We start from the raw sequence: 25,967 nt of genomic DNA on the forward strand, positions 1-25,967 counted from the left end.
CACACCGAGCCTCGGCCGGGTACCGAGTGTTGGGGCGAAGGCCACCCTTTGTAAGCGCGGAACCATAGATTGCCGTTACCGAAGAAACGGATATGTACTCAGTCCCAGGGAAAACACCTATGCCGCAGTTCAACAAGATCCTGATCGCCAACCGCGGTGAAATCGCCTGCCGCATCCAGCGCACGGCCCAGGCATTGGGCTACCGCACCGTCGCCGTCTACAGCGACGCCGACGCCCAGGCCCTGCACGTGCAGATGGCCGACGAAGCCGTGCGCATCGGCCCCGCCCCGGTACAACAGTCCTACCTCAACATCCCGGCCATCCTTGAGGCCGCCGAAAAAACCGGCGCCGACGCCATACACCCCGGCTACGGCTTCCTCTCGGAAAACCCCGGTTTCGCCCGCGCGTGCCAAGACTCCGGCCTGATCTTCATCGGCCCCAGCGTCGAGGCCATCGAACTGATGGGCAGCAAGCGCCGGTCCAAACTCGCCATGCTGGAAGCCGAAGTGCCTTGCATCGCCGGCTACCAGGGCAGCGCCCAGGACGACGCCACCCTGCAACACCAGGCCGACCGCATCGGCTACCCGCTGATGATCAAGGCCAGCGCCGGCGGCGGTGGCCGAGGCATGCGCCTGGTGCACAAACCCGAGCACTTGCTGGAGCAATTGCGCACCGCCCGCTCCGAAGCGCAGAACGCCTTCGGCAGTGACGAACTGATCCTCGAACAGGCACTGATCGACCCGCGTCACGTCGAAATCCAACTGTTCGGCGACAGCCACGGCAACCTGATCTACCTCGGCGAACGCGACTGCTCGATCCAGCGTCGCCACCAAAAAATCATCGAAGAAGCGCCCTGCCCCGTCATGACCCCGGAACTGCGCCAGGCCATGGGCGAGGCGGCGCTCAAGGCCGGGCGCGCGGTGAATTACGTCGGCGCCGGCACCGTGGAATTTCTGCTCGACCGCAACGGTCAGTTCTACTTCCTGGAAATGAACACGCGCCTGCAAGTGGAGCACCCGGTCACCGAGCTGATTACCGGCCTGGACTTGGTGGCCTGGCAACTGCTGGTCGCCGCCGGCCACCCACTGCCATTGAGCCAAAAAGAGGTGACCCTGAGCGGCCATGCCATGGAAGTGCGCCTGTACGCCGAAGACCCGGCCCAAGGTTTCCTCCCGCAAACCGGTGAGGTGCTGCGCTGGGAGCCGGCCGCAGGCGTACGTATTGACCATGGCGTCAGCGAAGGCCAAACAATCAGCCCGTTCTATGACGCCATGCAAGCCAAGATCATCGCCCACGGCGCCACCCGCGAAGAGGCGCGGCGCAAGCTGCTGCGCGCCGTGGAAGACACCGTGCTGCTGGGCGTCAATACCAACCAGCAACTGCTGGCCGACCTGCTCAAGCAACCGGACTTTATCGACGGCCATTTCAGCACCGGGTTTATCGCCGAGCACTTTCGCGAAATACCGCCGCCCGCCGCGTCGAAAGAACAGCTTGCCCTGGCCGCCGCGCTGTTTTATCACCACAGCGCCGACCAGCACGCCCTGGGTCTGGCGGGATGGCGCAATAACGCAAGCATCCCCTGGACATACCGCCTGGAGGTCAACGGCGACCTTCAAACGGTCACCGTTGACGACCTGCAACTCAGCACCGACGGCCGCTACGCCACGCGCGTGCTCAACGGGATCCGGCGCCGTATCGCTTACCACCTCGACGGCGACCAATTACGGCTACCTGGCCTGACCGTGACCAACCGCACCCAACAGGTCGCCCGCCGCCAGGCCGACGCCAGCAGCGGCACGGTCAAGGCGCCGATGGATGGCGCCATTGTCGATGTGCGGGTCCGTGCAGGCGAGCGTGTCGGCAAAGGCCAACTGCTGCTGGTGCTTGAAGCCATGAAAATGGAGCACCCGCTCACGGCGGGCATCGACGGTGTGATCAAGGCCGTGCAGGTAATGGCGGGCGATCAGGTGCGTAATCGGCAGGTATTGCTGGAGATCGAATAGTCCCTAGGCGGAACTACAGGGCCGGGCTACGCTCTATCCCCATCAGGAAGGGACGAGTACGGGAACCTGCACAATGCCTCATTGGCTGATTATTGACCTTGAAGCCACAACGGATGAAGGCGGCTGGCCCGTGACGGAGATGGAAGTCATCGAGATCGGCGCGAGCCTGGTGAACCGCCAGGGCCGCGAACTGGACCACTTCCAGCGCTTTGTGCGGCCATTGCGGCGCCCATTGCTGACGCCCTTTTGCCGCCAGCTGACCCATATCACCCAGGCCAATATCGACACCGCCGCGCCCATCACCGAGGTGTGGCCGCTGTTCGAACGCTGGCTGGGCCAGCATCAACCGCGCCTGGAAGGCTGGGCGAGTTGGGGTGACTATGACCGCGCGCAGCTTGAGCTCGAATGGCAGCGCAACAGCCTGGTGAGTGCACTCGCCAAGACACCTCATGTGAACCTCAAGCAGCGCTTCGCCAAGGCCCGGCGCCTGGACAAGCCCTTGGGCCTCAATGGCGCCCTTCAATTGGCGGGAATGCAGTTCCATGGCCAGCAACATCGGGCGCTGGAAGATGCACGCAATACCGCGCGCCTGTTGCCGCTGATTTTACCGGTCTAGGCAGCTCCCCTGCCCTTGGGCATACTGGCCGACCTTTCCAGACCCTTTTTCCGAGGATTCGCCCATGTTCAAAGTCAACGAGTACTTCGACGGCACCGTCAAGTCGATCGCTTTCGGCACCGCAGAAGGTCCGGCGACCATCGGCGTGATGGCCCCGGGTGAATACGAATTCGGCACCGCCCAGCGTGAAATCATGCACGTAGTCTCCGGCGCCCTGACCGTTAAACTGCCTGACGCCAGCGAGTGGGAAACCTTCGCCGCCGGCAGCCAGTTCCACGTACCGGCCAACAGCAAGTTCCAGCTGAAGGTCGCCGTGGATACTGCTTACCTGTGCGAGTACCGCGGCTAAGCATTCGCCCGGTCAAAAAAATGCCCGTCTCATGGGAGACGGGCATTTTTTATGGGCGCCGAAGGCTATTCGAGAATGGTCACTGGCATGCCCACTTCCAGGCGTCCATTACCATCGTTGACCAGGTTCTGGCCGAACATCGCGCCGTCTTCCGTCTTGCGATAAGCCTCCAACGTGACAAACGGTTCACGGTCGGCGCTGCGTTCACCGGTTTGCGGGTCGATGGTGGTGAGAATGCAACGTGAGCAGGGTTTCACGGCGCGAAACTCCACATCACCAATGCGCAGACGCTTCCAGCCATCTTCCGCGAAAGCTTCGCCGCCCTCGATCACGAGGTTCGGGCGAAAGCGGAGCATCTCCATGGGGCGGCCGATTTTTTGCGAGAGGTCGTCGAGCGACGCTTGCCCGATCAGCAGCAACGGATAACCATCGGCAAACGCCACTTGATCATCATCACGCCCGAAACCGGCCTGGGTGGTGCGGGCACGGTCCAAGGGCATCTGCACCAGCCGTGTCGGCTTGCCGATAAAGTCGCTGACCCAGGCGGCAGCTTCATCACCGGCGTCCGGTACGCGCAAGGTGTCGCGCCAGATGGTCACGCCGCGCAACTCGGCGTCGCTGCCGGGCAGCGCCACGTCCAGCGGCGCGTAGCCAGGCGAACTCAAGGTCAGGCCGCCCGTGCGGTTCCACAGCGCAGAGAGTTGGCTCATCTTCGCCACCGCCCGCTGCGTGAGGAAACGCCCGCTGGCCTCGTCCACCAGCATCCAGCGTCGATCCCCATTCAACCCGAGTTTATCCAGGCCGATGTGCTGCAAGGTTTCGGCCTTGCCGGACTTCAAGGGGTAACGGTACAACGCGCTGAGACGAAGCATGGGCCTGCATTCCTGAGGGGCAAAGATGCAACCCTAAGGTCAAGCGGTGGCTTCGTCCAGCATCAGTCGCTGGCGCACCACATCCACCAGTTTGTCGGGCTGGAATTTGGACAGGAAGTTGTCGCACCCAACCTTCTTCACCATCGAGTCGTTGAAGCTGCCCGACAGCGAGGTGTGCAGCACCACGTAGAGCTTGCGCAGGCGTGGATCGTTGCGAATTTCGGTGGTGAGGCGGTAGCCGTCCATCTCGGGCATTTCGGCGTCGGTGAAGATCATCAGGAGCTTGTCGGTCATCACGTGGCCGGCGTCGGCCCAGGCCTTGAGCATGTTCAGTGCCTTGAGGCCGTCGCTGGCGATGTGCATCTTCACACCCAGTTGACCCAAGGTGTCGCGCAGTTGCGACAGGGCGACGTTGGAGTCGTCCACCAGCAGCACTTCGCGGCCACGGGCACGTTCCAACACAGGGTCTTCAAGTTTTTCACGGGAAACTTTGGCGTTATAGGGCACGATCTCGGCGAGGACTTTTTCCACATCGATGATCTCCACCAGTTGGTCATCGACCTTGCTGATGGCGGTCAGGTAGTGCTGACGCCCGGCGCTGGTCGGCGGCGGCAGGATGGATTCCCAGTTCATGTTGACGATGCGGTCCACACCACCCACCAGGAACGCCTGTACCGAGCGGTTGTACTCGGTGACGATGATGGTGCTGTTCGGGCCCGGTACCAGTGGGCGCATGCCGATGGCCTGGGACAGGTCGATCACCGGCAAGGTCTGGCCACGCAGGTTGACCACGCCGCACACGAAGGGGTGACGCTGAGGCATCAGGGTCAGCTTGGGCAGTTGCAGGACTTCCTGCACCTTGAACACGTTGATTGCGAACAGTTGCCGCCCGGCCAGGCGAAACATGAGGATCTCCAGGCGATTCTCACCCACCAGTTGCGTGCGTTGGTCTACTGTGTCGAGAATGCCGGCCATCAAAAGCTCCTGGTGTGCGCAGCTAGATGCGCGAAGGGATTGTGCAATTCATTACTGCTGTTATCGGCGGCGAAAGCCAGACCTTGACCCCCTGCTAAAATGCCACGTAAATTCATTGATGTCACACTGACATCATGCTCTACTGCATGAACCTCTCCAGACAGCGGTACATCGGCGTTGCCGGACATTCAAAGCGATGTAAAGTTCCGCCATGTAAGGGATTCCCCTATAAGCAATCAGGCCCAACCTGATATTCGCTTTATCTAATAGTCATTAATGTGACGCCATTCTCATTGCATGAATGGAGTCAGGCTTTGTTTGCCATCCCAAGCCCTCGTTCCACGGGTCTACCAGACACTCACGTCGCGGCAACTGAAGGTGTGCAATTGAGCCCGCTCACGAGGGCCGCGCGCAGCCGTCGCCATCATTCAAATAAACGTCCTACTGAACGCTCAGAAGCAACCTACAGACTCCAGTTATCTTTCAGCAGTAGTTTTACGCCACTCACCCAATGCGACCTCTCATCACCCCACCTTATGTTGTGGAGACTTGCATGATGAACGACGGTAACGAGTGGCAACTTGCACTTCCCGAATTCCTGCACGAGGCTGAAAACCTGCTGGCCAAGTCGGAAGAGTGCCTGAGTCACCTGCATCTGATTCGCAACGACAGCGACGCCATCGACTGCATGAAAGCCAGCCTGATCAAGCTCGCCGAAAAAGCCGATTGCCTGGCCCTACAGGCGATCAGCGAATTTTCGCGGCATATCCAATACGTGATCGCCAACGCCGAAAACCCGTTGCAGCTGCATGATCAGGCCCTGAGCGCCCTGGAAGACTGCCTGAGACTGCTGGCCTGGCAACTGGAGCTTATCGATGCAAAGACAGGCCTATTGGCACTGGATGAATCGGAACAAACCTCATTGATTGCTACGGTCACACTGCAAATCCCACAAAAGGATTTCAGATATAAACCGCAGCAGCGTTTACACCCCTCGTCCTGAGCGGTTATGAGGTCGTAAATAACGCGCAGTTTTCTAAAAACGACAGGTTTAACCAACCCATTGAAACTGAATGGCGCATGCGTAGATATCAATTAGCCATAACCCCTACATTCCTGTTGAAGTAATACATCCCCCCTTCATTAACTTTGGGACTATCGTCCCTGAATATTTGCGCGCTTAGATAATCCCGCCAGACAGGCGCCTGGCGACCGACGGTAAGAGTAGTGGTACTATCACCCCCTCAAAGTGACTGAATTTATTAACTTTGAAAACGATTCAATAACGTATCTCAAACAGCGCCCGGTCAGTGTCGACCGGTCTTCCCGCAGCGAACCTTCATTGGCTCCATCCGCTATGCATGCCAGCCTCAAGACATTCATCGCAAGGTCCGCGTCCCGCAGCAATGCACGCCGTTTGATCCTCACGCTATGCCTTGGCTCACTGCTGCTGAGCCTGTGGGCCTACGCCCATTCCGCACCGCTGCCGCTGATGGTACTGCTGCTCAACCTGGCCACCTTATTAGTGGTAGGCCTGCAACAGTGGTACTCGCGCAAATCCATCAAGTTCCAGCCCCAGGAATTGGCCGATCGCCTGCTGCAAGTGCAGGAAAACGAACGCCACCGCCTCAGCCGCGAACTGCATGACGACATCGGGCAACTGCTGACCGCCGCCAAGCTGCAAAGCGAATGGCTCAAGCGCCGTATGCCGGATGAGCTGCAAACCCAGTGCAACGTCTTGTGCAACACCTTGAACGAGACCCTGGCCAAGGTGCGCGACGTCTCTGCCATCCTCAACCCCCGACAGCTCGCCAGCCTGGGCCTCGAAGCCAGCCTGCGCGCGCACCTGCTCAAGACCCTGGAAAACACCCCGGTGCACTGGAGCCTGGAATGCCAGCAACGGCTGACCGGCATCCCGGAAGAAATGGCCGTGGCGGCCTTTCGCATCACCCAGGAAGCCGTCACCAACATGCTGCGCCACGCCCAGGCACACAACCTGCTGGTGCGCCTGCAACGTCTACCCGAAGGCCTGTCGCTGAGTATTTGTGATGACGGCCAGGGTTTTTTGCCCGCCATCAATCCCAGCCTGGAAGGCCAGCGGGGCATGGCGGGCATGTCCGAGCGGGTTGATCAGCTTGGCGGCACATTGTCCGTGAGCAGCCAGCCAGGCAACGGGACGCGCATCGAAGCGCTCTTCCCCTGGGCGCCCCGCGCCCTCGAACGGGCCAGCGCCCCTAAGGTTATCGAGTGACCTGCACATTACTTCTGGTGGACGATCATGCCCTGATCAGGGCCGGCGTGCGTGCGCTGATCCAGGATATTCCCGGCTACACGGTGACGGGCGAAGCCAGTGATGGCGCCCAATTGCTGGAGCAGTTCAATCGCTTGCTGCCGGACATTGTGCTGCTGGACCTGTCGATGAAGCACACCGGCGGCCTCGACGCTTTAAAGCAACTCAAGAGTGCGCACCCCAAGAGCAAGGTGCTGATCCTGTCGATGCACACCGACCCGGAGTTGATCATGCGCGCGCTGCAAGCCGGTGCCCATGGCTACCTGCTCAAGGACACTACCGCCAATGAGCTGGAACACGCGCTGCAGGCCTTGCGCAACAACGAGCGCTACCTGAGCCCGGCGATCGCCCACACCGTGATCAACCAGGCGCTGGTGCGCAGCCAGGGGCCGATCACGCCCGCCGGTCAAAGCCATAACCTCACGGCACGCCAACTGGAGATCCTGCGCCTGATCGTGCGTGGCAAATCCACCCGTGAGATCGCCCACGGCCTGGGCCTGAGCATCAAGACCGTAGAAGCCCACCGTTCGCAAATCATGAAGCGTCTGCAGATATTTGATGTGGCAGGCCTGGTGTTATTCGCTGTGCGCGAGCAGATCATCAGCCTGGACGACTAGGGGCGAATCCACCGGCAAATGCACGCGAAGCGCCTTGGGCAAGGCCTCGAAGTGCAGGTCGTCACCTTCCAGCGGCTCGCCATCGAGGTTGATGTACAAGCCCTGCGCCACCTTGATATCGACCCACGGCAGGCGCGCCCGTACGAACATGTTGTCGATCCCACCGTCGCTCACCAGATTGAGCAGCGTGCCGACCACTTCCTGAGGCGCCGGCAGAATGCTGACGTCGAGCAAACCATCATCGGCCAATGCGCCGGGGCACAGTATGTGCCCACCGCCCGCCTGGCGGCCGTTGCCGATACCCAGCGCCAGCAACTCGCCCTTCCAGTGAAAGTCCGGTCCTTCCAGCTCACCGTAGGCGGCCTTCAACTCGCTGAAGCGCGTCAGGCCGGTAAACAGATAAGCAGCGCCGCCGAGGACTTTCTTCAAATCTTCGGAGGTATTGGCCGTGACCTGGCTACCAAAGCCGCCAGTGGCCATGTTCAGGAAAATCTGCCCGCCGACCTGGCCGAGGTCGATTGCCCTAGGGGGCACATCCAGCAATGCCAGGGCCTGGGCAGGCTCCAACGGCACGCCGGCAGCCTTGGCAAAATCATTGGCGGTGCCCAGGGGCATCAGCACCAGGCTGGCGTCGCTCTTGGCCTGGGCCATGGCTTCGGCCACGTCGCGCAAGGTGCCGTCGCCGCCGCCGGCAATGATGTGGGTGTAACCGCCGTCCACAGCCTCCTTGACCAGCCGTTGAGCGTCACCGCCCTCCCACGTCACCCGCACCGCCAGCTCCAAACCCGACTCGCGCCGGGCCAGCACGGCCGCGCGTACGTCCTCGTTGAGGGCTTGCTTGCCGTGAAGGATCAACAGTGCCTTGGGGGTGGTCATGGGGGGCGTACTCCTGGAGTCAATGGTGCTTGAAGGATGTTGACCTTTGAGGAGTAGGAAAAAGTCATTAAGGTCGAAAAATAATTGGCTCGCTAGAAATTATCCATCGCGTTGCACATCGACACCTTGCCCTTGGGCGCAGGCTCCACCTCGACCCATTGCTTACCGCCCGGCGGCAGCTCGTGCAGCTGGAACGAACAGCTCGCATAGATGGACGCCTGCACCATGTAGTCCATCCCCGGCCGAGGCACAAAGGTCATGGTGCTGGAGCATTGCCGGGAATACTGCAGTTTCCCCAAGTAATGAAACGCGATCGGGGTGTTCGCCGGCACCACCAACTCCGACGATACCGCAGCCGCCCACGAGTAAATCGGCCCAGGCATGCCCAGGCTCTCGCCGTTGTGATCGGGGAAGCCCGCTTTCGTCGACGCCATCACCCCAGCGCCCGGTACATTCCAGTCCAGGCAATCACGCCCCGGCACCGCGCGCACCATACCATCGGTGATCAACCGCACACGGGCAGTCTCGCCAGACGTTGGTGCGACGTAGCCGGTAGACAAGGAACGGATATTCGCCACTTGGCCGCAGCCTGTCAGCAGCACCAGCAACGCCACGGGAACCCCACGTAAAACGCTCATCAGCAGTCAACTCGCAAAGGAATAAAGGGCTGTTTACGGCTGACGGCAATTCTGGCTGACCGACAACTGCGGTGCGGGCTCGTACTTCACCTGCTGCAAGCCATCGGCGCCCTGAAAGATGAAGTACTTGATGCGGCAGTCCTTGAACATCGACGAGTAACCCTCCGCCCGGAAGCCTTCGCCATCGACCTGCTTGGTCACGGCGTTGTTGCGGCTGACCACCGCGAGCACCTGTGCATAGCTCTGGCCCATCCTCACCCCCGGCTCGCCGGTGACCGTCATCGACGAGGCGCAACCGCCCAACCCTGTCGCCGCCAATGCCAGCGCGACGCCGTACAGTCCATTGCGTAAATCGTTCATTCCTTGCTTCCTTTTAGGGATGGGTTACCGACGGCCTTCGCACACCGGTGATTCGCCGATACGGCCAAGCTTGCACATGTCCAAGTTATCTTTGCGTGTGAAGCCCGCATCTTTCATGCAGTAGAAGCTCCTAAGCCGCTCATCGATTGAGCCGCCGCCCGTGCCCGCCACATTCTCGTACCCGCACGCGAGCATACTGCTCTTGACGCCCTCTAAAGAGACCCCACTCTTTTGCCAATAGACAAAATCAGGCGGCGGCGGCTGAAAACCCCTGCCTGTGCAGCCGACCAGCAGTACAGCGCAAACACTCAACAGCAGCCCGCTCCTGGACATAGGGGTGTTCCTTAAGGTTTGCGTTAATCGTTCATTCCCTGCGACCTTTCAGTGATCGATTAACGGCGGCCTTCGCACACCGGTGATTCACCAATGCGGCCTTCTTTGCACAGGTCAATGTTATCTGTGCGCTTGAAACCCGAGTCTTTCATGCAATAAAACTGTGTGAGTACCTGGTCAATAGGCGTTGTGTCCCCCGTGCCTGTCAGGTTGATATACCCGCAAGCTCTCATCGCACTCTTGACGCCTTCTTGGGAGACCCCACTTTTTTTCCAATTGGTGAATTCCGGCGGCGGCGGTTGAAAGCCCCTCCCCGTGCAGCCGGTCAGTAACACAGCGCCAATAGTCAACAGCAACGTACTTCTCAACATAACGTTCTTCCTTATTCTCCGGCGCGCTTAAAGTGTGGAACGCCATCGGTTGAATCTTTCCAGAAGGGCTTGCAGGCGGGCCCTCCATTGCCGTAGCAGTTGTGCACTGTCTTATCGCCGCCAAGCACTTTCAGCCATTCCCATACACGCACGCTGCCGTCCGGGACCGTACCGCCCGTAGCGGGGTTGAACCCTACGAGCGGCAAGCGCGCAACCGGATCGAGATTGTGATTCTGGTAGCGCAGCTCCATCGCCTCGCGCTGTGATTCGGAGCTCACCCCTGAACGACTCTGTAAGACCCCTAACAACGAGTCGGCCTTCTGCACGCTGTAGGCAGCACCGAAGAAGTTCATCGACGTTTTGCCGAGAATGCCCACGTTGGCCGGATCACGGGCCAGCGACTCCATGGCGCTGCCAGTGGTCAACGTGCCCCGGCTGTGACCATCGATGTGCAACCCGCTCTGGCCGAACTGCGTCATGTAGTCTTTGGTTTGCACCGTTGCATTGGACAACCCCCAGAAATCATTCTCCAGATTCTTCTGATAAGCAGCGATCATCAGCTCGGAAGTGAAGTTGTTGGCTTGCTCGAAGTGGATCAAGTATTGCGGCCCGCTATCAGCCGAACTGTGCTGCTCGGCGTATTTGGCCGCACCATCGATATCGTTGAAAATGCCATTGTTGGCGATATGCACTTTGCCGTCCGGCCCTTTCTTGAGGTTCATTTTCTCTTCGTCGCTCAGTTCGCGACGTTGAACTTTGCCCTCCTTGTCCTTCGAGACCTCATACACCCGCGCCTTCTCGATAAAGATCTTGCGATACGCCTCATCCGCCAGCAGCGAGACCTGATGATAGAACTCACGCTTGATCTCCTGCTCAGCCGCTACCTTGCGCCCCATTTCCGCCACATCCAACCGTCCCACGGCGACATGGGCGGCCTCGGTGTTGCGGTTCAGGTTGGCAATTGTCTGGTCAACCGTCATGCCGCCAACCACACGCTGGCGCTCGGCATTGGTGATCACCAAGGTGCCGGCGCTGATCGCGCTGCGGGTGTCGCTGTCGGCGGAGTCGGAGTCCGAGCCGTTGTTGATGCTGTTGGCGAGCAGCGCCTTGGCCGTGCCCAGTTTGCCGTCGAGCATGTCCGAACTCAGGTCGACGCCTGAAGTTTTGGCGCTGGCTTCGGACACGTTGTGGATGTCGGACACCGTCAGCGTGCCGGTGGTCAGGCTGTTTTTGCCGTCGGCAATGGCCTTGTCGGAACTGGCGATCACGCCACCCTTGAGGTCGGTATTGCCGCGCACGTTGATGTCGAAACCACCGTCGCCGGCACGTATGCCCGATTGTTCGATCACGCTGGCAAAGTTGGACTTCTGCTTGGCGTTTGTGGAGCTGAAGCTAGCGGTCGCCGCACCGGCACAGACCGGCGGGATACAGATGCTGATCCCAGCGCTCATGCTCTTCTGCTCGGACGCGAAGGTGCTGGTGTCCTGCAGGCTCTCGACATTCAGGTCGCCGCCGATATCGGCCTTGACCGTCTCACCCGACACCACCGCACCACGCAGGGTGGTGTCCTTACCGGAAATCAGACTGACCTCTTTGCCAGCAGTCACGTGGGTATTGCTCCACACCAAGTCATTGCCATCGGCATTGCCACGGCTCTGAGAGGCGGACGCGTTGAAGCTCAGACCGTTTTTCTCGCTACCAAACGAGATGCCGATGCCAAGGCTGCCGTTGACGCTTTTGTTGGTGCTGTGTTGCTCGATGGTGTTCTGCGCACCCGCCAGCAGGATGTTGCCGTCAGCTTTCAACAACGCATTGTTGCCCGCCGTGATCTCACTGCCCTGCACGGTCAGGTTGTTGTTGCGCGTGCCGCCCGAGGATACGATCGTCACATCCCCTCCCGCCGCGACCGTCGAAGCGGCTGCGGTGTTGCTGGTCTGCTCGCTTTTGCTCTCGCTCTTGTTCATGCCCAGGGCAATGCTCAAGTTGATACCGCCCGCCGCCGCCGGGTCGGCCATGACCTGAGTGTGCGCATCGCTGGCGGCCCACACAGTACTCAGCGCCGCCAAAGTTTTCATACGTTTGTCATCGGTACGTTCAGCGGCTTTGTTCATGCGCTGGCCGGTCTGTACCGCACTCACGATCGGGTTGGTCAGGGTCAGGCTCACGCCGGTCTGCTTGAAGCGCTGCTCCTGCTGCTGCGCACTGAGGTTGCGCGCTTCGAGGATATTGACCTCGGACGCGTCGATCGACACATCGCCATTGGGCGCGTTCACATTGCTGCCCACCTGACGGTATTCGCCGCCGGCGCTGATCAGCACGTTGCCGTCGGTTGCGCCAATGTTGCTCGCGGCCGCCGTAGTCTGCTGACTACTGTCTTTATTGGTCTGTTGCTTGGAACCAACGGTGACGGCAATGGCGCCCCCGCTGAACATACCGCTGGTCTTCACATCCTTCATGTGTTTTTCGTCAAGTTGCTCGGTGGCTGCCAATACCTTGATGTCGTTGCCCGCCGCCAGCACCGTGCCCGATGTGGAAACCACGTTGCTACCCGTAATCGTGATGTTGTTGCCGGCCTGCATCACCGCCTGCTCGCCACTGAAGGTCGAGGCCTGTGCGGTGGTCTGGCTGACCGTGTCGCGGGTGGTGGTGGTCTTGCTCGAAAACATCCCGTTGCTGCCCTTGACCTTGTGCGCTTCGTCGGCGCTGTTGAAGCGCTCGCCGGCCTCGACATTGATGTCGCGCACCGCACTCACAGCAACAGCCCCCGCGTCGCTGTTGACCATCGCCCCGCGCACCTGCACGTCACGCCCGGCGCCCACGCGAACATCGCCGTTGGCCTGCACCGAACTGCCGACTTCATTGCGTCCGGCTTCCTTGCGCCAGTTGTCGCCATCCCACTGGTTGGACTGGGTGTAGGACTCTTTCACTGTAGTCAGGGTGATGTCGTTGCCCGCCACCAGCGACGTCTTGCCGCCGACGCCGGTGTTGCTCACTTGCGCGGCTTGCAGGTTGATATCGTTGCCGGCGGTGGCAATCAGGTTCGCCGCCGGTGCCGACACGTACAACCCCGCCACCCGCGACAAGCCAGTGCGGGTGCCCTGATCGCTCTCGCTGTCGGTGGTGACCGAGCGCACATTGATGTCGTTGCCGGCGCTCAAAGCCAGACGGCTGTTGGCGCTGATCAGGCCGCCGATGTTGTTGATGTCCTGGCTGGCGGTCAGGGCCACGTCGTTGCCCTGGATACGGCCACCGAGGTTGTCGAGGTTCTGCACGCTGATGTTCACGCCATCGCGCCCGGACAGGCTGCCGGAGTTCACCAGATCACCGCGCACATCAAGGTTCAACGTGCGCCCAGCCATCAGTGCGCCGGAGCCATCCAGATCACCTTCGCGAACCCGCACATAGACTTGCGGCACGAGCACCTGACGGACTTCACCGCTCGCCAGCGTGACGTCCTTGGACACCAGCCAGACGATGTCGCTGGTCAACTGCGCCATTTGTTCGGCGGTCAGGGCGACACCAGGAATCAGTTTCCACTGATCCGCCAGGGTCACGGCGCTGTCGATCATGCCGCGATACTGTTCCTCATCACTGGCGTAGCCGTCGAGAAAGCGCCGGCCGGTGAGTTGCGCGATTTGCTCACGGATCAGCTTCTGTTCGTAGAAGCCGTCGCCGAGACGCTGCTGCGTGGCCGCCGGGTCGAGGTTCAGGCGCCCGAGCATGTAGTCCGAAGACAACCACTTGCGGTAGTTAGCGAAGCGCGGGTCGGTCTCCACCAGATAACCGGCGGTGCTGTTCGGGTTGGTCTGGAACAGGCTGCTGTTGGGCAGGTCGGGGTTGAAACCACCCGTGCGGATCTGCTCCACCGCGCCTGCCGCGTCCAGTTGGGTCAGTGCCTTCACTTCACTGATCGGGCTCACGGCGTGGGTGCGGCCAGCGCCCGCCAGCTCACCGGTACCCGCAGTGCTGTCGGTAACGTTGGCCAGAACCAGCGCGCCAACCTGGGTGCCGCTGCCGTTGATGGCCGCGTACTCGGTGTACACCGTGGGTTTAAGGGAGATCTGCTCGATCAGCGGCGCCGGCGTATAACCGGTCAGGCCGACGCCCTGGCGGTCACGGCCCTTGCGCTGGATGCGATAGTAATTGGCCACGCTGCCGTTGTCGGCCGTGACCCGTTCGCCGGTCACTTCGGTGTTGATCACTTGGCCGATGCTGCCGTTGAGCGCCTGCCCGGCAATGATCCGGCTCTTGTCGTTGAGCACCTGGTCGGCGATCAACGTGAGGTTGCCACCGGCAAGCATCTGCGCAGGGTCGGAGCTGACAATTTGCGTCTCGGTGACGCTGCGTGTGTAGTCATAGCGGTTCCAGCGCGTGCCGTAGCCTTCCGGCGTGACCAGGTGCAGCACCTCGTCGTTGTACAGCGAGATCTGGTCCGGCGTGTAACGGTTGGTCGAGCCCGACAGCAGGTACTCCTGCAGCACTTGGTTGGACACCAGCACGCGGTCGGTTGCGAAGTGTTCGTTGGTGTTGTTGATCTGCTTGGCGTTGACGCTCAGATGGCCCAGCGCTTCGACGGTGGCGCTCGCATTGTTGAGCACCTGTGCCTGGCCGCTGGCCTGGTCGTTGGCGTCAAGCAAGCCGCCGATCACCGTATCGCCGGCGCTGAAGATCAATCCGTGCTCACGGTTGTTGATGACCTGAGCGCCGATATCCAGGCGGTTGCGTGCCGCGATGGTCGCCGCCGTTGCGCCTTCGAGGATGTTGTTGAGCGTACCGGCGGTGATCGACAAATGATCACCGTAGAGGCGCCCGGTGCCGAGGTTGTTCAGGGTCGAAGCACTGAGGCGGGTCGTCTCGCCGTCGACCACGCCACGGTTGTCGAATTGGTTGACCGCGTTGGCCTGCACACGCCGCCCACTGATCACGCCGTTGGCACCGTTGTCGATAGCGCCGGCATCCACGCGCACCAGCGCGCCGGACTGCACCGCCCCCTGGTTGGTCATCGTGCCGCCAGTCTGCAGCGACAGGTCGCCGTTGCTCTGCACCAGGCCGCTGTTGATGAAGTTTTGAGTCAACCGGAAGGTCAGGTCGCCGAGGCTTTGGACCTTGCCGGCGCCGCTGTAATTGGCACTGTCGAGCAACACGGACTGGCCCCCAATCAGGGTGCCCGCGCCGTTGTTGATGGCCAGGCTTTTCTGCGCCGGGTTGCGATCGGCCAGGGTCAGCACGCTGCCCGCCGAAAGGATGCCCGCGTCGTTGTCCACGCTGCCGCTGCCCTTCACGTTCAGCGTGGTGTCGGACACGATTGAGCCAGCGCGGTTGGTCAGCGTATCGGTGTCGAGATCGACGCTCTGGCCCTTGATGCCCTGGTTCGCGCCCTGGGTCGCGCTGTTGTCCACGCTCGCGGCGGTCAGCAACAGATGCCCGTCGGCGCGCAACAAGCCCGCCTGGTTGCTCAGTTGCTGGGCGTTGATGTCCAGGGTGCGCGCGCTGCCGATAAAGCCTTGGTCGTTGAACACTTGACCGGCGCGCACGGTGACGTCGCGCTGGCCGAGGATGCCGCCGGTGCTGCCGGAATTGCGGTTGCTCAGCTGTTGGCCGTGGGTATCCACGCGCAGGTCCGACTTGGCCTGCATGATGCCGCCGTCGTTGATCAACGCGCCGCTGTCGACGCTCAGCGTGTCGCTGGCGTTAACGGTGCCTGCACTGTTGTCGAGTTGCTGGCCCTGGGTATTGAGCAGCAGTTGCGCGCCGGTGATCACCCCACCTTGGTTGTTCAGGCCGAGTGCATTGAGGGTCAGCGCCTTGGCTGCCTCCAGACGCCCGCCACGGTTGTCGAGCACGCTAGTGTCGCTGTTGAGGATCAGGTCGGCGGCCACCGAACCGAGGGTACCGCCCTGGTTCTGCAGGCTGTCGGCCTTGACCGTCAAGGTTTGCGTGGCCGCGACGGTGCCATTGGCGTTGTTCAACTGCGCGGCCTTGATCCCCAGCGCACCGCCGGCAGTGATCTGCCCGCTGCTGTTGTCCAGGGTGCCGCCGTTGAGGGTCAATTGCGCGGCGGTGACCAGCTTGCCCTTCTGATTGTTCAGGTGCTGGCGCGCGGTGACGGACAAGTCGCCAAGGCCACCCGACTGCACCAGGCCATCCGCGTTGTTCAGGGTGTCAGCGCTGACGACGAGGGCGCCACCGCTGGACAGCGTACCGCCACTGTTGTCGAGGCTGCGCGCGACGGTCATCTGCATACCGTTGCTGCCGGTCTGCACCCACTTGCCGCCGACGTTGGACAGGTCCAGCGCGGTCACGCTGATCTGTGCAGCGCCTACCTGTGCAGCATCGCTGAGCACGCCCTGGTTAGCGTCGGCCGTGAGGGCGCGGCCGGCGGTGACGCGGCTGCGACGCAAGTCGAGATTGCCGGCGGTGCTGGTCAACTCAACGGTCTGGGCGGACGTCTGGCTGTCACTCAGGTCGACCTGGGCGGCGCTGGCCTTGAGGGTCTGCGCGGCGAGGTTCTGGCCTTTGGCGGTCAAGGTGCCAGCCGAGGTCAGCGTCAGCGAACCGCTGCTGCCGAGCTTGCCGGTACTGTCCACGCCCGCGGCCAATGCGGAACCTGCGTGGCTGCGAATCGCCGAATTGGCGCCGGTGGCGGTCAGCGCGGCATTGCCCTGGGCGGACACGATGCCACGGTTGTCGATATCACCAGCGGTGTGCACGGCCAGGTTGCCTTGAGCGTATAGCGTGCCGTCGTTGTCGATGCCCTTGTCGGCGCGGGCGGTCAAATCGGTGGCGCTGCTGATCTGGCCGTGGTTTTCGATCCGGCCGTCGGTGCCGATCACCACTTCACCGGCGCTGGAGCCGATCTGCCCGGCATTGCGCACGCCCACGCCTGCGCCATTGCCGACCAAGGTGATCTTGCCCGCGTACATGCCGCCCAGCTGCGCCACGTCGATGGCGACGGTTGGCGTGTCGGTCGGGGCCGCGCCGGTGGTGCCGGCCTTGATGGTCAAGTCTTTGGACCAGATGCCCGCGTTCACCTCAACGGTGCGCGCGATGATTTCGGTGTAGTCGGCGCGGCTGGTGTCCATGCCTTCGCCGCCGATGCTGATCTTGCCGCCCGAGACTTCATAGCCGCTGATCAGGCCGTTCTCGAACTGCGCGCGCCCGGTGGTCAGGGTCGCGCGGTCGGCGTTGATAAACCCGCAGCCTTCACAGGTGATGCCCGACGGGTTGGCAATTACCACCTGCGCCTTGGAGCCCCCCACTTCGACAAAGCCGCGCAACTGGCTAGGGTTGCTCGAATTGACCTCGTTGAGAATCACCCGTGCGCTGCCATTGGCCAGGTTGCGGTTGCCTTCGATCCACCCGCCCAGTTGAGTCTGGCTGTTGGTCACGCCGTTGTTGAGGATCACCCCGCGCTTGTCCACGTCGAACTGGGTGTAGGTGTTGCGCGACACGCCCGCGCCGCTTGGCCGGGTGATGTCCACCACCGTGGTGCCGTTGCCGGCGGCGCCGATGGTCGGGCGCTGGCCCGCCGGCGCGGAGCCATCGACCACCACCTGCGCTTGTACCGGCGCCGCCAGCGCGACCCAGCCCATGCCCAGCATCAGCGCAAACCGCAGCGGCGTCAGCGTGGCAACCGCCGTACCCGGGCGCGCTACGGCGCCGGTCGTGCCGGGAGCCTTGCACGCGCTCTTGACGTTTTCGGCCACCACCATCAGCAGGCCGCGAGCCTGGTTGAAAACAATTCGATACAGATGCTTATTCATGCAAGTCCTTTGCGCGGTGGCTGATCAGAGCGCGTCGCTGGGTAACGGGTGAGTGGCAAACCAGGCTTGCGCCTCCAGGTCCAGGACGGCGATACCCTGGAAATTCATGACGCGCAGTCCGCGCTCATCGCCTCGGTGGTACAGCGAACGGAAGATCCGCCCGGGCCACAGCCGCCGTCGCAACAGGCCGCTGACTCGTCGGGTATGCCCGAACGGCGCGACCCAGTCGTTGATCCACAGGCGGTCGCCGCTGTCCCAGTCCGCGGCAGGCAGGCAGACGGCTGGTTCGCGCAGATAGCGCGCCTCGGCCTCGGCACTGAGGTTGAGCCACGACAGGAAAAACACCGGGCGCCCCGCTTCGCTGATCAGGATGAACTGACGGCGCTTGATCGCCGGCAGCAACAGGGTCGACAGGCTGTGCAATGGCGCATCGCGATGCGCCGCCGAGTGCATCCACAACCACACCGCCGAACCCAACACCTGGGCTTCGTCGATGGGACTGTCGGGCCCCGTGGGCGCAAGCACTTCGAGGGTGTCATCCGACATGCTGGCCTCCTTCAAAATGACCAGTTGGCGCTGAAGCCACTGGTCACGTCGGCGGTCTGGAAACCCTTGGGTTTTTCCAGAGGTTTGCCGGTGTAGATGTCATAGGAAAACTGCTTGTAGCCGCCGCGCAGGCCTACCACCGCACCGGCCAGGCGGCGACCCAGCAAATACTCGGTGGAATGCCCGCCAACCTGGCCGTAATCCACGCCCAGATAGAGCTCCTGACCGGTGTTGCCCAGGCTCAGGCCGAGGTCGTTGCTGAAGGTCCAGCCGCGTTCCGCCGACAGAATCTGCTCGCCATCAAAGCCGCGCACGGTGTAGCGCCCACCGATTGAAAAGCGGTCCTGGGGAATCAGCGGCGTGCGGTTCCATTGCCCGCGCCAGCCGCCGATGTAACGCAGCTTCTGCTGGCCGACGCTGAACGGCACTTGCAATTGCGCGTTGGCGGTAATGATCTGCGAGCGCGACGTGCCTTCGCCGTTTTCTTCCTCGGGCGCGCGCAAGGCATCGCGCGCACCGGTGCCACGGCGATAGCCGACGCCAAGGTCGAGGGTGTTCGCACCGATGAATTCACGGTGATTGATCCCGGCCTGCCAACCGGCCATGCGCCGGCGCTGAGATTCGATTTCAGTGTCTTCGACGTAGTTGCTGGAGGTACGGCTCCAGCCACCGAGGGACACGGTGGTCTTGCGCACCGCGTCGCGATAGATCACGCGCGACAGCTGCACCTCATTGGTCCGGCTGCGGCCGCTGTAGGAATACGCCTGGTTCACCCCGGCGATCGTCTGGTGGTAGTCGTATTCGCTGGAGGTCAGGCTCAACTGCCAATAGTCGTAGGGCACCGAGTAGTGAATGGTGTGGCCCTTGGACCCACGGTCGCCGCTTTCGCCGCCGCCGAGGTCGTGGTTGAAGCTGATGTAGAACAGGTCGTTGAGGGTCGCCAGGTTATCCAGCGACAGCGCGACGTTGCCCTGGTACTTGCCGGTCTGCTTGCTGCCGGAGTCGTCCACCGACAGGCTGACCCGCACGGGCACGGCCTGCTTCCAGGCGATCACCACATCGCTTTCACCTGGCTGCGCATCGGCGCCTTCGGCGGGGGTGATCTGTACGTCGGCTTCGGCGGTGGGCACGCGCTTGAAGTTTTCCAGCGCCTGTTCGATGTCGCGCAGGTTCAGCACATCGCCATCGGACGCGGGCATCGCATTCCAATAGTTGGCGCGGGCCGAGGTGCCGGCGGCAAAACGGATGTGTTTGATCCGGCCGGGCACCACCACCAGGGACAGGGTGCCCTGATTCAAGTCCTGGGCCCGGGCCAGCACGCGGGTGGTAATAAAACCTTTGGCGATGATCGCATTCTGGATGCGCTTCATGGTCAGGTTGATCCCGCGCGCGCCAACACAACGCCCTTGCACTGGATCATCGGACGGGTTGGCGGCACGCAGGGCCCACTGGAAATCCTCGGCCTGGTCGCCACTGAGCACCACGCGGTCGATCTTGAAGCACGGCGTTTCATCACGCGGCAGGCGCAGGCTGGCTTCGGTGTCTTGGGGCGCTTGCAGGCGAACGTCGGGCGACGGTTCCAGCTGCTCGCGTTGTGCACGCTCGCGCTGTTGCTGCTGGATCAATTGCTGGGCCGGCGCTTGCGGCTCGGCCGCAAACGCAGCCGCGCTGGCTAGCAAACCAACTGCAGTACAGGTGGAAACGCACGACTGCAGCAAAACTGATGGTTTTGTTCTAGATACAGCGACGAGAGACATTTCGCATCCTTGTGAGTGAAACTTCCTACATGCGCAGGCTTTGTCACCACAACGACACAAAAGTGCCCCAGCAAAACATGGCACTGTGACTTGATTCGCAAAAGCGGCCACTGCAGGCCGCCATGACTGTCACATTGCAACGCTCTAACTCAAGGGTTATAGCGGTTTTCAGGTGTGAAAATTAATCCTCAGTTTTTGTGCAATTTGCTCATCAATTGCGCCTCAGCCTGAGTCAAACCGCAGGATTGGGTCAGTTCATCCACCGTCGCGCCCATGCCCACCAGCTTCGCTGCCTGGGCAAACGACAGGCTCGCAGGGTCGCGCTGCTCAATCTGCGCCAGCTTGTCCGGCAACGGCGCGAGGATGGCGCGCAGTTCATGCACCTCATCCCCGACCCTCACCGCACTTTGCTGGAAGTGATCAACCCGCTTGACCAGCTCCAGAATGCGCCGGTCGCGCAGCGCATCGCGCTCGGCCTGTTGCATGGCCAATTCTCGCTGCTGGCGCACATAGCGCAGCATAAACGCCAGCGTCCCGGCCCACAGCAGGGCCAGGACAATCACTGCTGCTTCAAGGAACAATCAGATGTTCTCCAGATCCGACCACTCTTCTTCGCTCATCATCTTGTCCAGCTCAACCAGAATCAGCAGTTCGTTGTTCTTGTTGCACACGCCCTGAATGAACTTGGCTGATTCCTCGTTACCCACGTTCGGCGCGGTTTCCACTTCCGATTGGCGCAGGTAAACCACTTCGGCCACGCTGTCGACCATGATCCCGACCACTTGCTTGTCGGCTTCGATGATGACGATACGGGTGTTGTCGCTGACTTCGACGGTATCCAGGCCAAAACGCTGGCGGGTGTCGATCACCGTCACCACGTTGCCGCGCAGGTTGATGATGCCCAGCACGTAGCTCGGCGCACCTGGAACAGGGGCGATCTCGGTGTAGCGCAGCACTTCCTGCACGCGCATCACGTTAATGCCGTAGGTTTCGTTGTCCAGTTTGAAGGTAACCCATTGCAGGATCGGATCATCCAAACCTTGTGCAGATGCTGACTTATTCATACCCATGACCCCTTCAAATGCCGTTACGAACGGCGTGTGTGCTTCGTCGACCGCACTCGCGTGCGGCCCTTATTGTTCAATCAACTGCGTATGTTCACGGGCATCGACTTGACGGCACCGCTGGCGATCAACTCGGCCAGTTCGGCGACGTCGAGCAACGCGCACATGTGTTCGATTACGGTGCCCGCCAGCCAAGGCCGCTGGCCCCGGTGGCTGCGCCATTTGATTTCGTTAGGGTCCAGGCGCAACGAGCGGCTGACTTGATGCACCGCCAGCCCCCACTCGTAACCCTGCACCGAGATCACGTATTGCAGGCCTTGGCGGAAGTCGTCGCGGTAGCGATCGGGCATCACCCAGCGCGCGGTGTCCAGTACCTTGAGATTACCGGCCTGGCTCGGCAGGATTCCGAGGAACCACTCCGGTTGCCCGAACAGCGGCGTCAGTTCCTGGCCGGCCAGGGAGTAGATCGAGCCCAGGCACACCAGCGGCACCGCAAGGGTCAAGCCGGCGACGTCGAACAGCAGGCATTCGAAAGGCTCCGCCGCCCAGGCCGGACGACCATCGCCGCTCACGGGCGGCGGCGTAATATTCGGTGGCAGGTGCACTTCCACCACGGGCTCGACCACCACCGGCGCGACGGGCATGACCACCGGGACGGCGACCGGCACGATCACCGGCGCGACGTAGGCATCACGCGCCTGCTCTTCCAATACGGCCAACTGGAACTCATCAAGGGTACTGGACGACGGTTCTTCTACCGCTGGCTCCAGGACCAGGATCGGTTCCGGCAATTCTTCTGCGGTGGCTTCCTGCAACAAGGCATCCAGGTAGGATTCCAGTGCCAGTTGCGGCCGGGTCTTGAGTTCGACAGGACGATTCATCACGCCACCTGCGCAACAAGCTGCTGGGACAGCAGGTGCTTGAGCAATGCGCGGTAGGCCAACACACCACGGCTTTTACCATCGAACTGCGAAGGCGTCAGCCCGGCGCGGCTGGCATCGCGCAGGCGCGTGTCCACCGGGATGTAGCCGTTCCAGATGGTCTGCGGATAGGCGTCACGCAATACGCGCAACGTGCCCAGGGACGCCTGGGTACGGCGATCGAACAAGGTCGGCACAATGCTGTACGGCAGCGCCTGTTTACGCGAGCGGTTGATCATCGCCAGGGTGCTGACCATGCGTTCCAGGCCTTTGACCGCCAGGTGCTCGGTCTGCACCGGGATCACCAACTGCTGGCTGGCCGCCAAGGCATTGACCATGAGCACGCCGAGCAACGGCGGGCTGTCGATGATCGCGTAATCGAAGTCCTGCCACAGTTGCGCCAGGGTCTTGGCGATCACCAGGCCCAGGCCGCTCTGCCCCGGCGACTGGCGCTCAAGGGTGGCCAGCGCGGTGCTGGACGGCAGCAGGGAAATGCTCTCGTTACTGGTCGGCAGCAGCAGTTGGCCGGGCAAGTCGCTCGGCACGCTGCCCTTGTGCAGGAACAGGTCATAGTTGCTGTGCTCCAGCGCGTCCGGGTCGTAACCGAAATAGCTGGTCATCGAGCCGTGGGGGTCGAGGTCGACCACGACCACACGCTTGCCCGCCTCGGCCAGCAAGCCGGCTAAAGCGATGGAGGTGGTGGTCTTGCCGACTCCACCTTTTTGATTGGCAACTGCCCAGACTCTCATTCGGATGGTTCCTCCCGGTGGGCACGTGCGCGACCGAGACATTGCATAGGTTATTGAGCCGGTGACGGAGAATTGACGGCACTCTGCCGAACCGGCGGCTTTGCAGGGGCCGGTGCAGTTTGTGTGCCAGCGCGCCTCAAGGCCGCATCCGGTGTTGCATTGGCGGTGCCGGTGCCGGTCAGGCTACGGCGCACATCCAGGTTGCGTGAGACGACCAACACCACCCGACGGTTGCGCGCGCGGCCTTCCAGGGTGGCGTTATTGGCCACCGGCTGGAACTCGCCATACCCCACCGACGCCAGGCGCCCGGGGTTCACACCCTGCATCGCGAGCATGCGCACGATGCTGGCGGCACGGGCCGAGGACAGCTCCCAGTTGGTCGGGTACTGCGCGGTGCTGATCGGCACATTGTCGGTAAAACCTTCGACGTGGACGGGGTTTTCAAACGGTTTGAGGATCGCCGCCACCTTGTCGATGATGGTGAACGCCTGGTCGCTGGGCAACGCATCGGCACTGGCGAACAGCAGGCTGGAATTGAGCTCGATCTCCACCCACAACTCATTGCCGCGCACGGTCATCTGGTTGGAGCTGATCAGGTCGCCAAACGCGGCACTGATGTCATCGGCGATGCTTTTCAGCGGATCGCTGGTGCCGCCCACGCCGGCAGCGGTTTCGTCGCTGTCGTTGACCAGCGGCTTGGCCGGGGTCACGCTCTTGGGCCGCTCTTCGCCAATGGGGATCGGCTTGAGCGAACGGTCGGCGTCGTTGAACACGCCGATCAGCGCCTGGGAAATGACTTTGTACTTGCCTTCGTTGATCGACGAGATGGAGTACATCACCACGAAAAATGCGAACAGCAAGGTGATGAAGTCCGCATAGGACACCAGCCACCGCTCGTGGTTGACGTGTTCCTCAGGCTCGCGACGGCGACGGCTCATTGGCATTACTCCCCATCAATCCATGAAGCCCTGAAGCTTCAATTCGATGGAGCGCGGGTTCTCGCCCTCGGCAATCGAGAGAATGCCTTCGAGCAGCATCTCGCGGTAACGGGACTGGCGCATGGCAATGGATTTGAGCTTGCTCGCTACCGGCAACAGCACCAGGTTGGCACTGGCCACACCATAGATAGTCGCGACGAACGCCACGGCGATGCCGCTGCCCAATTGCGAAGGGTCGGCCAGATTGCCCATCACGTGGATCAGGCCCATGACTGCACCGATGATGCCGATGGTCGGCGCGTAGCCGCCCATGCTTTCAAACACTTTGGCGGCGTTGATGTCGCGGCTTTCCTGGGTGTAGAAATCCACTTCCAGGATGCTGCGGATCGCTTCCGGCTCGGCACCGTCGACCAACAACTGCAGGCCTTTACGCGAGTAGCTGTCGGGCTCGGCATCGGCCACGCCTTCCAGGCCCAGCAGGCCTTCCTTGCGTGCGGTGAGGCTCCAGTTGACCACCCGGTCGATGCCACCGGCCAAGTCGACACGTGGCGGGAAGATGATCCAGATCACGATCTGCATCGCACGCTTGAACGAGCTCATCGGTGACTGCAACAACGCAGCGCCCACGGTGCCGCCAATCACGATCAGCGCCGCCGGGCCGTTGGCCAGGGCGCCGAGGTGGCCGCCTTCGAGGTAGTTGCCGCCGATAATGGCGACAAACGCCATGATGATGCCGATCAGGCTCAATACATCCATCAGAGGCAGGCCTCCACCAGATGCTTGCCGATGTCGTCCAGGCTGTAAACGGCGTCGGCCAGGTCAGCCTTGACGATGGCCATGGGCATGCCATAGATCACGCAGCTGGCTTCGTCCTGGGCCCAGATCGCACTGCCGCCCTGCTTGAGCAGGCGCGCGCCTTCACGACCGTCGGCGCCCATGCCGGTGAGCACCACCGCCAGAACTTTGTCACCGTAGGACTTGGCCGCCGAACCGAAGGTAATGTCCACGCACGGCTTGTAGTTGAGGCGCTCGTCACCCGGAAGGATTTTGATCGCGCCACGGCCATCGACCATCATCTGCTTGCCGCCTGGGGCCAGCAGCGCCAGGCCAGGGCGCAGGATGTCGCCATCCTCGGCTTCCTTGACGCTGATGCGGCATAACTTGTCCAGGCGCTCGGCAAACGCTTTGGTGAACGCCGCTGGCATGTGCTGGATCAACACGATCGGCGCCGGGAAGTTGGCCGGCAATTGGGTCAATACGCGCTGCAAGGCCACCGGGCCACCGGTGGAAGTCCCAATGGCAACCAGCTTGTAAGCCTTACGCTTGGGCGCTGGCGAATGGGCATGCGCGGCAGCCGGTGCCGACGTGCGTACCGGCGGCGGCGCAGGCCGGGTAACCGGGGCAGGCGCCGGGCGACTGAACGAGGAACTGGTGGGCGCAGACGGCGCAGCTACCGGCGCCGGGGCGGGTGCTGGGGCGCTGAACAGGCTGCGACGGTTACTGCGGGAAATACTGTGGACTTTCTCGCACAGCAGTTGCTTGACCTTATCGGGGTTGCGCGAGATGTCTTCGAAATTCTTCGGCAGGAAGTCCACCGCACCGGCATCCAGCGCATCGAGGGTCACTCGGGCACCTTCATGGGTCAGCGAGGAGAACATCAATACCGGGGTCGGGCAGCGTTGCATGATGTGCCGAACTGCCGTGATGCCATCCATCATCGGCATCTCGTAGTCCATGGTGATCACGTCCGGCTTTAGCGCAATGGCTTGATCAATCGCCTCTTTACCGTTGGTGGCCGTACCGACCACCTGGATGCTTGGATCGGCGGAAAGAATTTCCGAGACGCGGCGGCGGAAGAAACCCGAATCGTCCACCACCAGGACCTTGACTGCCATAAACACTCCGTTAGGCGGGGCGGGCATTACCGCCC

The 25,967-nt window shown here is 61.8% G+C and carries 23 protein-coding genes; 6 read left to right on the forward strand and 17 right to left on the reverse strand.

The features are described 5' to 3' along the window. The first annotated feature begins 119 nt into the window (after positions 1-119). From G9Q84_RS09615 to ppnP, 3 genes are all read left to right on the forward strand, one after another. Positions 120-2,003 carry an acetyl-CoA carboxylase biotin carboxylase subunit gene (locus G9Q84_RS09615; protein WP_122754417.1) on the forward strand — a complete coding sequence of 628 codons (1,884 nt, stop codon included), beginning with the start codon at positions 120-122 and terminating at the stop codon, positions 2,001-2,003. A gap of 73 nt (positions 2,004-2,076) precedes the next feature. Continuing rightward, positions 2,077-2,619, forward strand: a complete 543-nt coding sequence (locus G9Q84_RS09620; RefSeq protein ID WP_032887946.1) for a 3'-5' exonuclease — start codon at positions 2,077-2,079, stop codon at positions 2,617-2,619. Between the two features lie 64 nt (positions 2,620-2,683). Continuing rightward, positions 2,684-2,968, forward strand: a complete 285-nt coding sequence (gene ppnP, locus G9Q84_RS09625) for a pyrimidine/purine nucleoside phosphorylase (protein ID WP_032887944.1) — start codon at positions 2,684-2,686, stop codon at positions 2,966-2,968. A 65-nt stretch (positions 2,969-3,033) separates the two neighbouring features. On the opposite strand, the gene G9Q84_RS09630 is transcribed toward ppnP, so the two are convergent. After that, a complete protein-coding gene (locus G9Q84_RS09630; protein ID WP_032887942.1) occupies positions 3,034-3,840 on the reverse strand; it encodes an MOSC domain-containing protein in 807 nt (268 codons plus the stop codon). A 39-nt stretch (positions 3,841-3,879) separates the two neighbouring features. After that, positions 3,880-4,815, reverse strand: coding sequence for a chemotaxis protein CheV (locus tag G9Q84_RS09635; protein WP_032887940.1), 936 nt, complete (start codon positions 4,813-4,815; stop codon positions 3,880-3,882). Between the two features lie 553 nt (positions 4,816-5,368). On the opposite strand from G9Q84_RS09635, the gene G9Q84_RS09640 reads away from it, so the two are divergent. The 3 genes from G9Q84_RS09640 (at position 5,369) to G9Q84_RS09650 (ending at position 7,722) form a co-directional block, all read left to right on the forward strand. Next, positions 5,369-5,818, forward strand: coding sequence for a hypothetical protein (locus G9Q84_RS09640; RefSeq protein WP_177326444.1), 450 nt, complete (start codon positions 5,369-5,371; stop codon positions 5,816-5,818). A 354-nt stretch (positions 5,819-6,172) separates the two neighbouring features. Next, the gene (locus tag G9Q84_RS09645; RefSeq protein ID WP_122754418.1) at positions 6,173-7,066 is read left to right on the forward strand and encodes a sensor histidine kinase; all 894 of its coding nucleotides are present in this window, start codon (positions 6,173-6,175) and stop codon (positions 7,064-7,066) included. After that, complete coding sequence (locus tag G9Q84_RS09650; protein ID WP_032887937.1) at positions 7,063-7,722, forward strand: response regulator transcription factor; 660 nt, start codon at positions 7,063-7,065, stop codon at positions 7,720-7,722. Before G9Q84_RS09645 ends, G9Q84_RS09650 begins: the two co-directional genes overlap by 4 nt. Here the strand turns inward: G9Q84_RS09650 and yegS are convergent. From yegS to G9Q84_RS09720, 15 genes are all read right to left on the reverse strand, one after another. Beyond that, positions 7,681-8,598, reverse strand: a complete 918-nt coding sequence (gene yegS / locus G9Q84_RS09655) for a lipid kinase YegS (protein WP_122754419.1) — start codon at positions 8,596-8,598, stop codon at positions 7,681-7,683. The genes G9Q84_RS09650 and yegS overlap by 42 nt on opposite strands. A 92-nt stretch (positions 8,599-8,690) precedes the next feature. Beyond that, positions 8,691-9,236: a hypothetical protein gene (locus G9Q84_RS09660; RefSeq protein WP_122754420.1), complete on the reverse strand. Its 546-nt coding sequence runs from the start codon at positions 9,234-9,236 to the stop codon at positions 8,691-8,693. Positions 9,237-9,269: 33 nt separating this feature from the next. Further along, complete coding sequence (locus G9Q84_RS09665) at positions 9,270-9,596, reverse strand: hypothetical protein (protein ID WP_032887932.1); 327 nt, start codon at positions 9,594-9,596, stop codon at positions 9,270-9,272. A gap of 24 nt (positions 9,597-9,620) precedes the next feature. Then, entirely contained in the window at positions 9,621-9,929 is a 309-nt protein-coding gene (locus G9Q84_RS29270; RefSeq protein ID WP_122754421.1) for a hypothetical protein, read from the reverse strand. Between the two features lie 59 nt (positions 9,930-9,988). Next, positions 9,989-10,300, reverse strand: coding sequence for a hypothetical protein (locus G9Q84_RS09670; RefSeq protein WP_032887929.1), 312 nt, complete (start codon positions 10,298-10,300; stop codon positions 9,989-9,991). An 11-nt stretch (positions 10,301-10,311) separates the two neighbouring features. Continuing rightward, positions 10,312-18,063: a hemagglutinin repeat-containing protein gene (locus G9Q84_RS09675; RefSeq protein WP_181643239.1), complete on the reverse strand. Its 7,752-nt coding sequence runs from the start codon at positions 18,061-18,063 to the stop codon at positions 10,312-10,314. Between the two features lie 24 nt (positions 18,064-18,087). Next, positions 18,088-18,609, reverse strand: a complete 522-nt coding sequence (locus tag G9Q84_RS09680) for a toxin-activating lysine-acyltransferase (protein WP_032887925.1) — start codon at positions 18,607-18,609, stop codon at positions 18,088-18,090. A gap of 11 nt (positions 18,610-18,620) precedes the next feature. Then, a complete protein-coding gene (locus G9Q84_RS09685; protein WP_164558513.1) occupies positions 18,621-20,288 on the reverse strand; it encodes a ShlB/FhaC/HecB family hemolysin secretion/activation protein in 1,668 nt (555 codons plus the stop codon). 266 nt (positions 20,289-20,554) lie between these two features. Further along, on the reverse strand, positions 20,555-20,947 hold the full coding sequence (locus tag G9Q84_RS09690; protein WP_032887921.1) for a DUF2802 domain-containing protein: 393 nt from the start codon (positions 20,945-20,947) through the stop codon (positions 20,555-20,557). After that, positions 20,948-21,430 (reverse strand): chemotaxis protein CheW, encoded by a 483-nt coding sequence (locus G9Q84_RS09695; protein WP_032887919.1) that lies wholly within the window; start codon positions 21,428-21,430, stop codon positions 20,948-20,950. Between the two features lie 80 nt (positions 21,431-21,510). Beyond that, positions 21,511-22,311, reverse strand: coding sequence for a CheW domain-containing protein (locus G9Q84_RS09700; protein WP_032887917.1), 801 nt, complete (start codon positions 22,309-22,311; stop codon positions 21,511-21,513). Further along, positions 22,311-23,099 carry a ParA family protein gene (locus tag G9Q84_RS09705; protein ID WP_032887915.1) on the reverse strand — a complete coding sequence of 263 codons (789 nt, stop codon included), beginning with the start codon at positions 23,097-23,099 and terminating at the stop codon, positions 22,311-22,313. Before G9Q84_RS09705 ends, G9Q84_RS09700 begins: the two co-directional genes overlap by 1 nt. Positions 23,100-23,149: 50 nt before the next feature. Further along, the gene (gene motD / locus G9Q84_RS09710) at positions 23,150-24,037 is read right to left on the reverse strand and encodes a flagellar motor protein MotD (RefSeq protein ID WP_032887913.1); all 888 of its coding nucleotides are present in this window, start codon (positions 24,035-24,037) and stop codon (positions 23,150-23,152) included. Between the two features lie 15 nt (positions 24,038-24,052). Then, positions 24,053-24,793: a flagellar motor protein gene (locus tag G9Q84_RS09715; RefSeq protein WP_032887912.1), complete on the reverse strand. Its 741-nt coding sequence runs from the start codon at positions 24,791-24,793 to the stop codon at positions 24,053-24,055. Next, the gene (locus G9Q84_RS09720) at positions 24,793-25,932 is read right to left on the reverse strand and encodes a protein-glutamate methylesterase/protein-glutamine glutaminase (protein ID WP_032887910.1); all 1,140 of its coding nucleotides are present in this window, start codon (positions 25,930-25,932) and stop codon (positions 24,793-24,795) included. The genes G9Q84_RS09715 and G9Q84_RS09720 overlap by 1 nt, the downstream gene beginning before the upstream one ends. Between the last annotated feature and the right edge of the window lie 35 nt (positions 25,933-25,967).

The sequence above is a fragment of the Pseudomonas sivasensis genome, assembly GCF_013778505.1.
In the GTDB taxonomy this organism is placed as follows: Bacteria; Pseudomonadota; Gammaproteobacteria; order Pseudomonadales; family Pseudomonadaceae; genus Aquipseudomonas; species Aquipseudomonas sivasensis.

Bases quoted from the DNA above. Each gene is read 5' to 3' on its own strand.
- motD (WP_032887913.1), bottom strand. From the start codon at position 24,037: ATGAGCCGTCGCCGTCGCGAGCCTGAGGAACACGTCAACCACGAGCGG.
- G9Q84_RS09615 (WP_122754417.1), top strand. From the start codon at position 120: ATGCCGCAGTTCAACAAGATCCTGATCGCCAACCGCGGTGAAATCGCC.
- G9Q84_RS09665 (WP_032887932.1), bottom strand. From the start codon at position 9,596: ATGAACGATTTACGCAATGGACTGTACGGCGTCGCGCTGGCATTGGCG.
- G9Q84_RS09640 (WP_177326444.1), top strand. From the start codon at position 5,369: ATGATGAACGACGGTAACGAGTGGCAACTTGCACTTCCCGAATTCCTG.
- G9Q84_RS09695 (WP_032887919.1), bottom strand. From the start codon at position 21,430: ATGAATAAGTCAGCATCTGCACAAGGTTTGGATGATCCGATCCTGCAA.
- G9Q84_RS09645 (WP_122754418.1), top strand. From the start codon at position 6,173: ATGCATGCCAGCCTCAAGACATTCATCGCAAGGTCCGCGTCCCGCAGC.
- G9Q84_RS09620 (WP_032887946.1), top strand. From the start codon at position 2,077: ATGCCTCATTGGCTGATTATTGACCTTGAAGCCACAACGGATGAAGGC.
- G9Q84_RS09635 (WP_032887940.1), bottom strand. From the start codon at position 4,815: ATGGCCGGCATTCTCGACACAGTAGACCAACGCACGCAACTGGTGGGT.
- G9Q84_RS09700 (WP_032887917.1), bottom strand. From the start codon at position 22,311: ATGAATCGTCCTGTCGAACTCAAGACCCGGCCGCAACTGGCACTGGAA.
- G9Q84_RS09630 (WP_032887942.1), bottom strand. From the start codon at position 3,840: ATGCTTCGTCTCAGCGCGTTGTACCGTTACCCCTTGAAGTCCGGCAAG.
- G9Q84_RS09705 (WP_032887915.1), bottom strand. From the start codon at position 23,099: ATGAGAGTCTGGGCAGTTGCCAATCAAAAAGGTGGAGTCGGCAAGACC.
- G9Q84_RS09715 (WP_032887912.1), bottom strand. From the start codon at position 24,793: ATGGATGTATTGAGCCTGATCGGCATCATCATGGCGTTTGTCGCCATT.
- G9Q84_RS29270 (WP_122754421.1), bottom strand. From the start codon at position 9,929: ATGTCCAGGAGCGGGCTGCTGTTGAGTGTTTGCGCTGTACTGCTGGTC.
- G9Q84_RS09675 (WP_181643239.1), bottom strand. From the start codon at position 18,063: ATGAATAAGCATCTGTATCGAATTGTTTTCAACCAGGCTCGCGGCCTG.
- G9Q84_RS09720 (WP_032887910.1), bottom strand. From the start codon at position 25,932: ATGGCAGTCAAGGTCCTGGTGGTGGACGATTCGGGTTTCTTCCGCCGC.
- G9Q84_RS09680 (WP_032887925.1), bottom strand. From the start codon at position 18,609: ATGTCGGATGACACCCTCGAAGTGCTTGCGCCCACGGGGCCCGACAGT.
- G9Q84_RS09660 (WP_122754420.1), bottom strand. From the start codon at position 9,236: ATGAGCGTTTTACGTGGGGTTCCCGTGGCGTTGCTGGTGCTGCTGACA.
- yegS (WP_122754419.1), bottom strand. From the start codon at position 8,598: ATGACCACCCCCAAGGCACTGTTGATCCTTCACGGCAAGCAAGCCCTC.
- G9Q84_RS09670 (WP_032887929.1), bottom strand. From the start codon at position 10,300: ATGTTGAGAAGTACGTTGCTGTTGACTATTGGCGCTGTGTTACTGACC.
- ppnP (WP_032887944.1), top strand. From the start codon at position 2,684: ATGTTCAAAGTCAACGAGTACTTCGACGGCACCGTCAAGTCGATCGCT.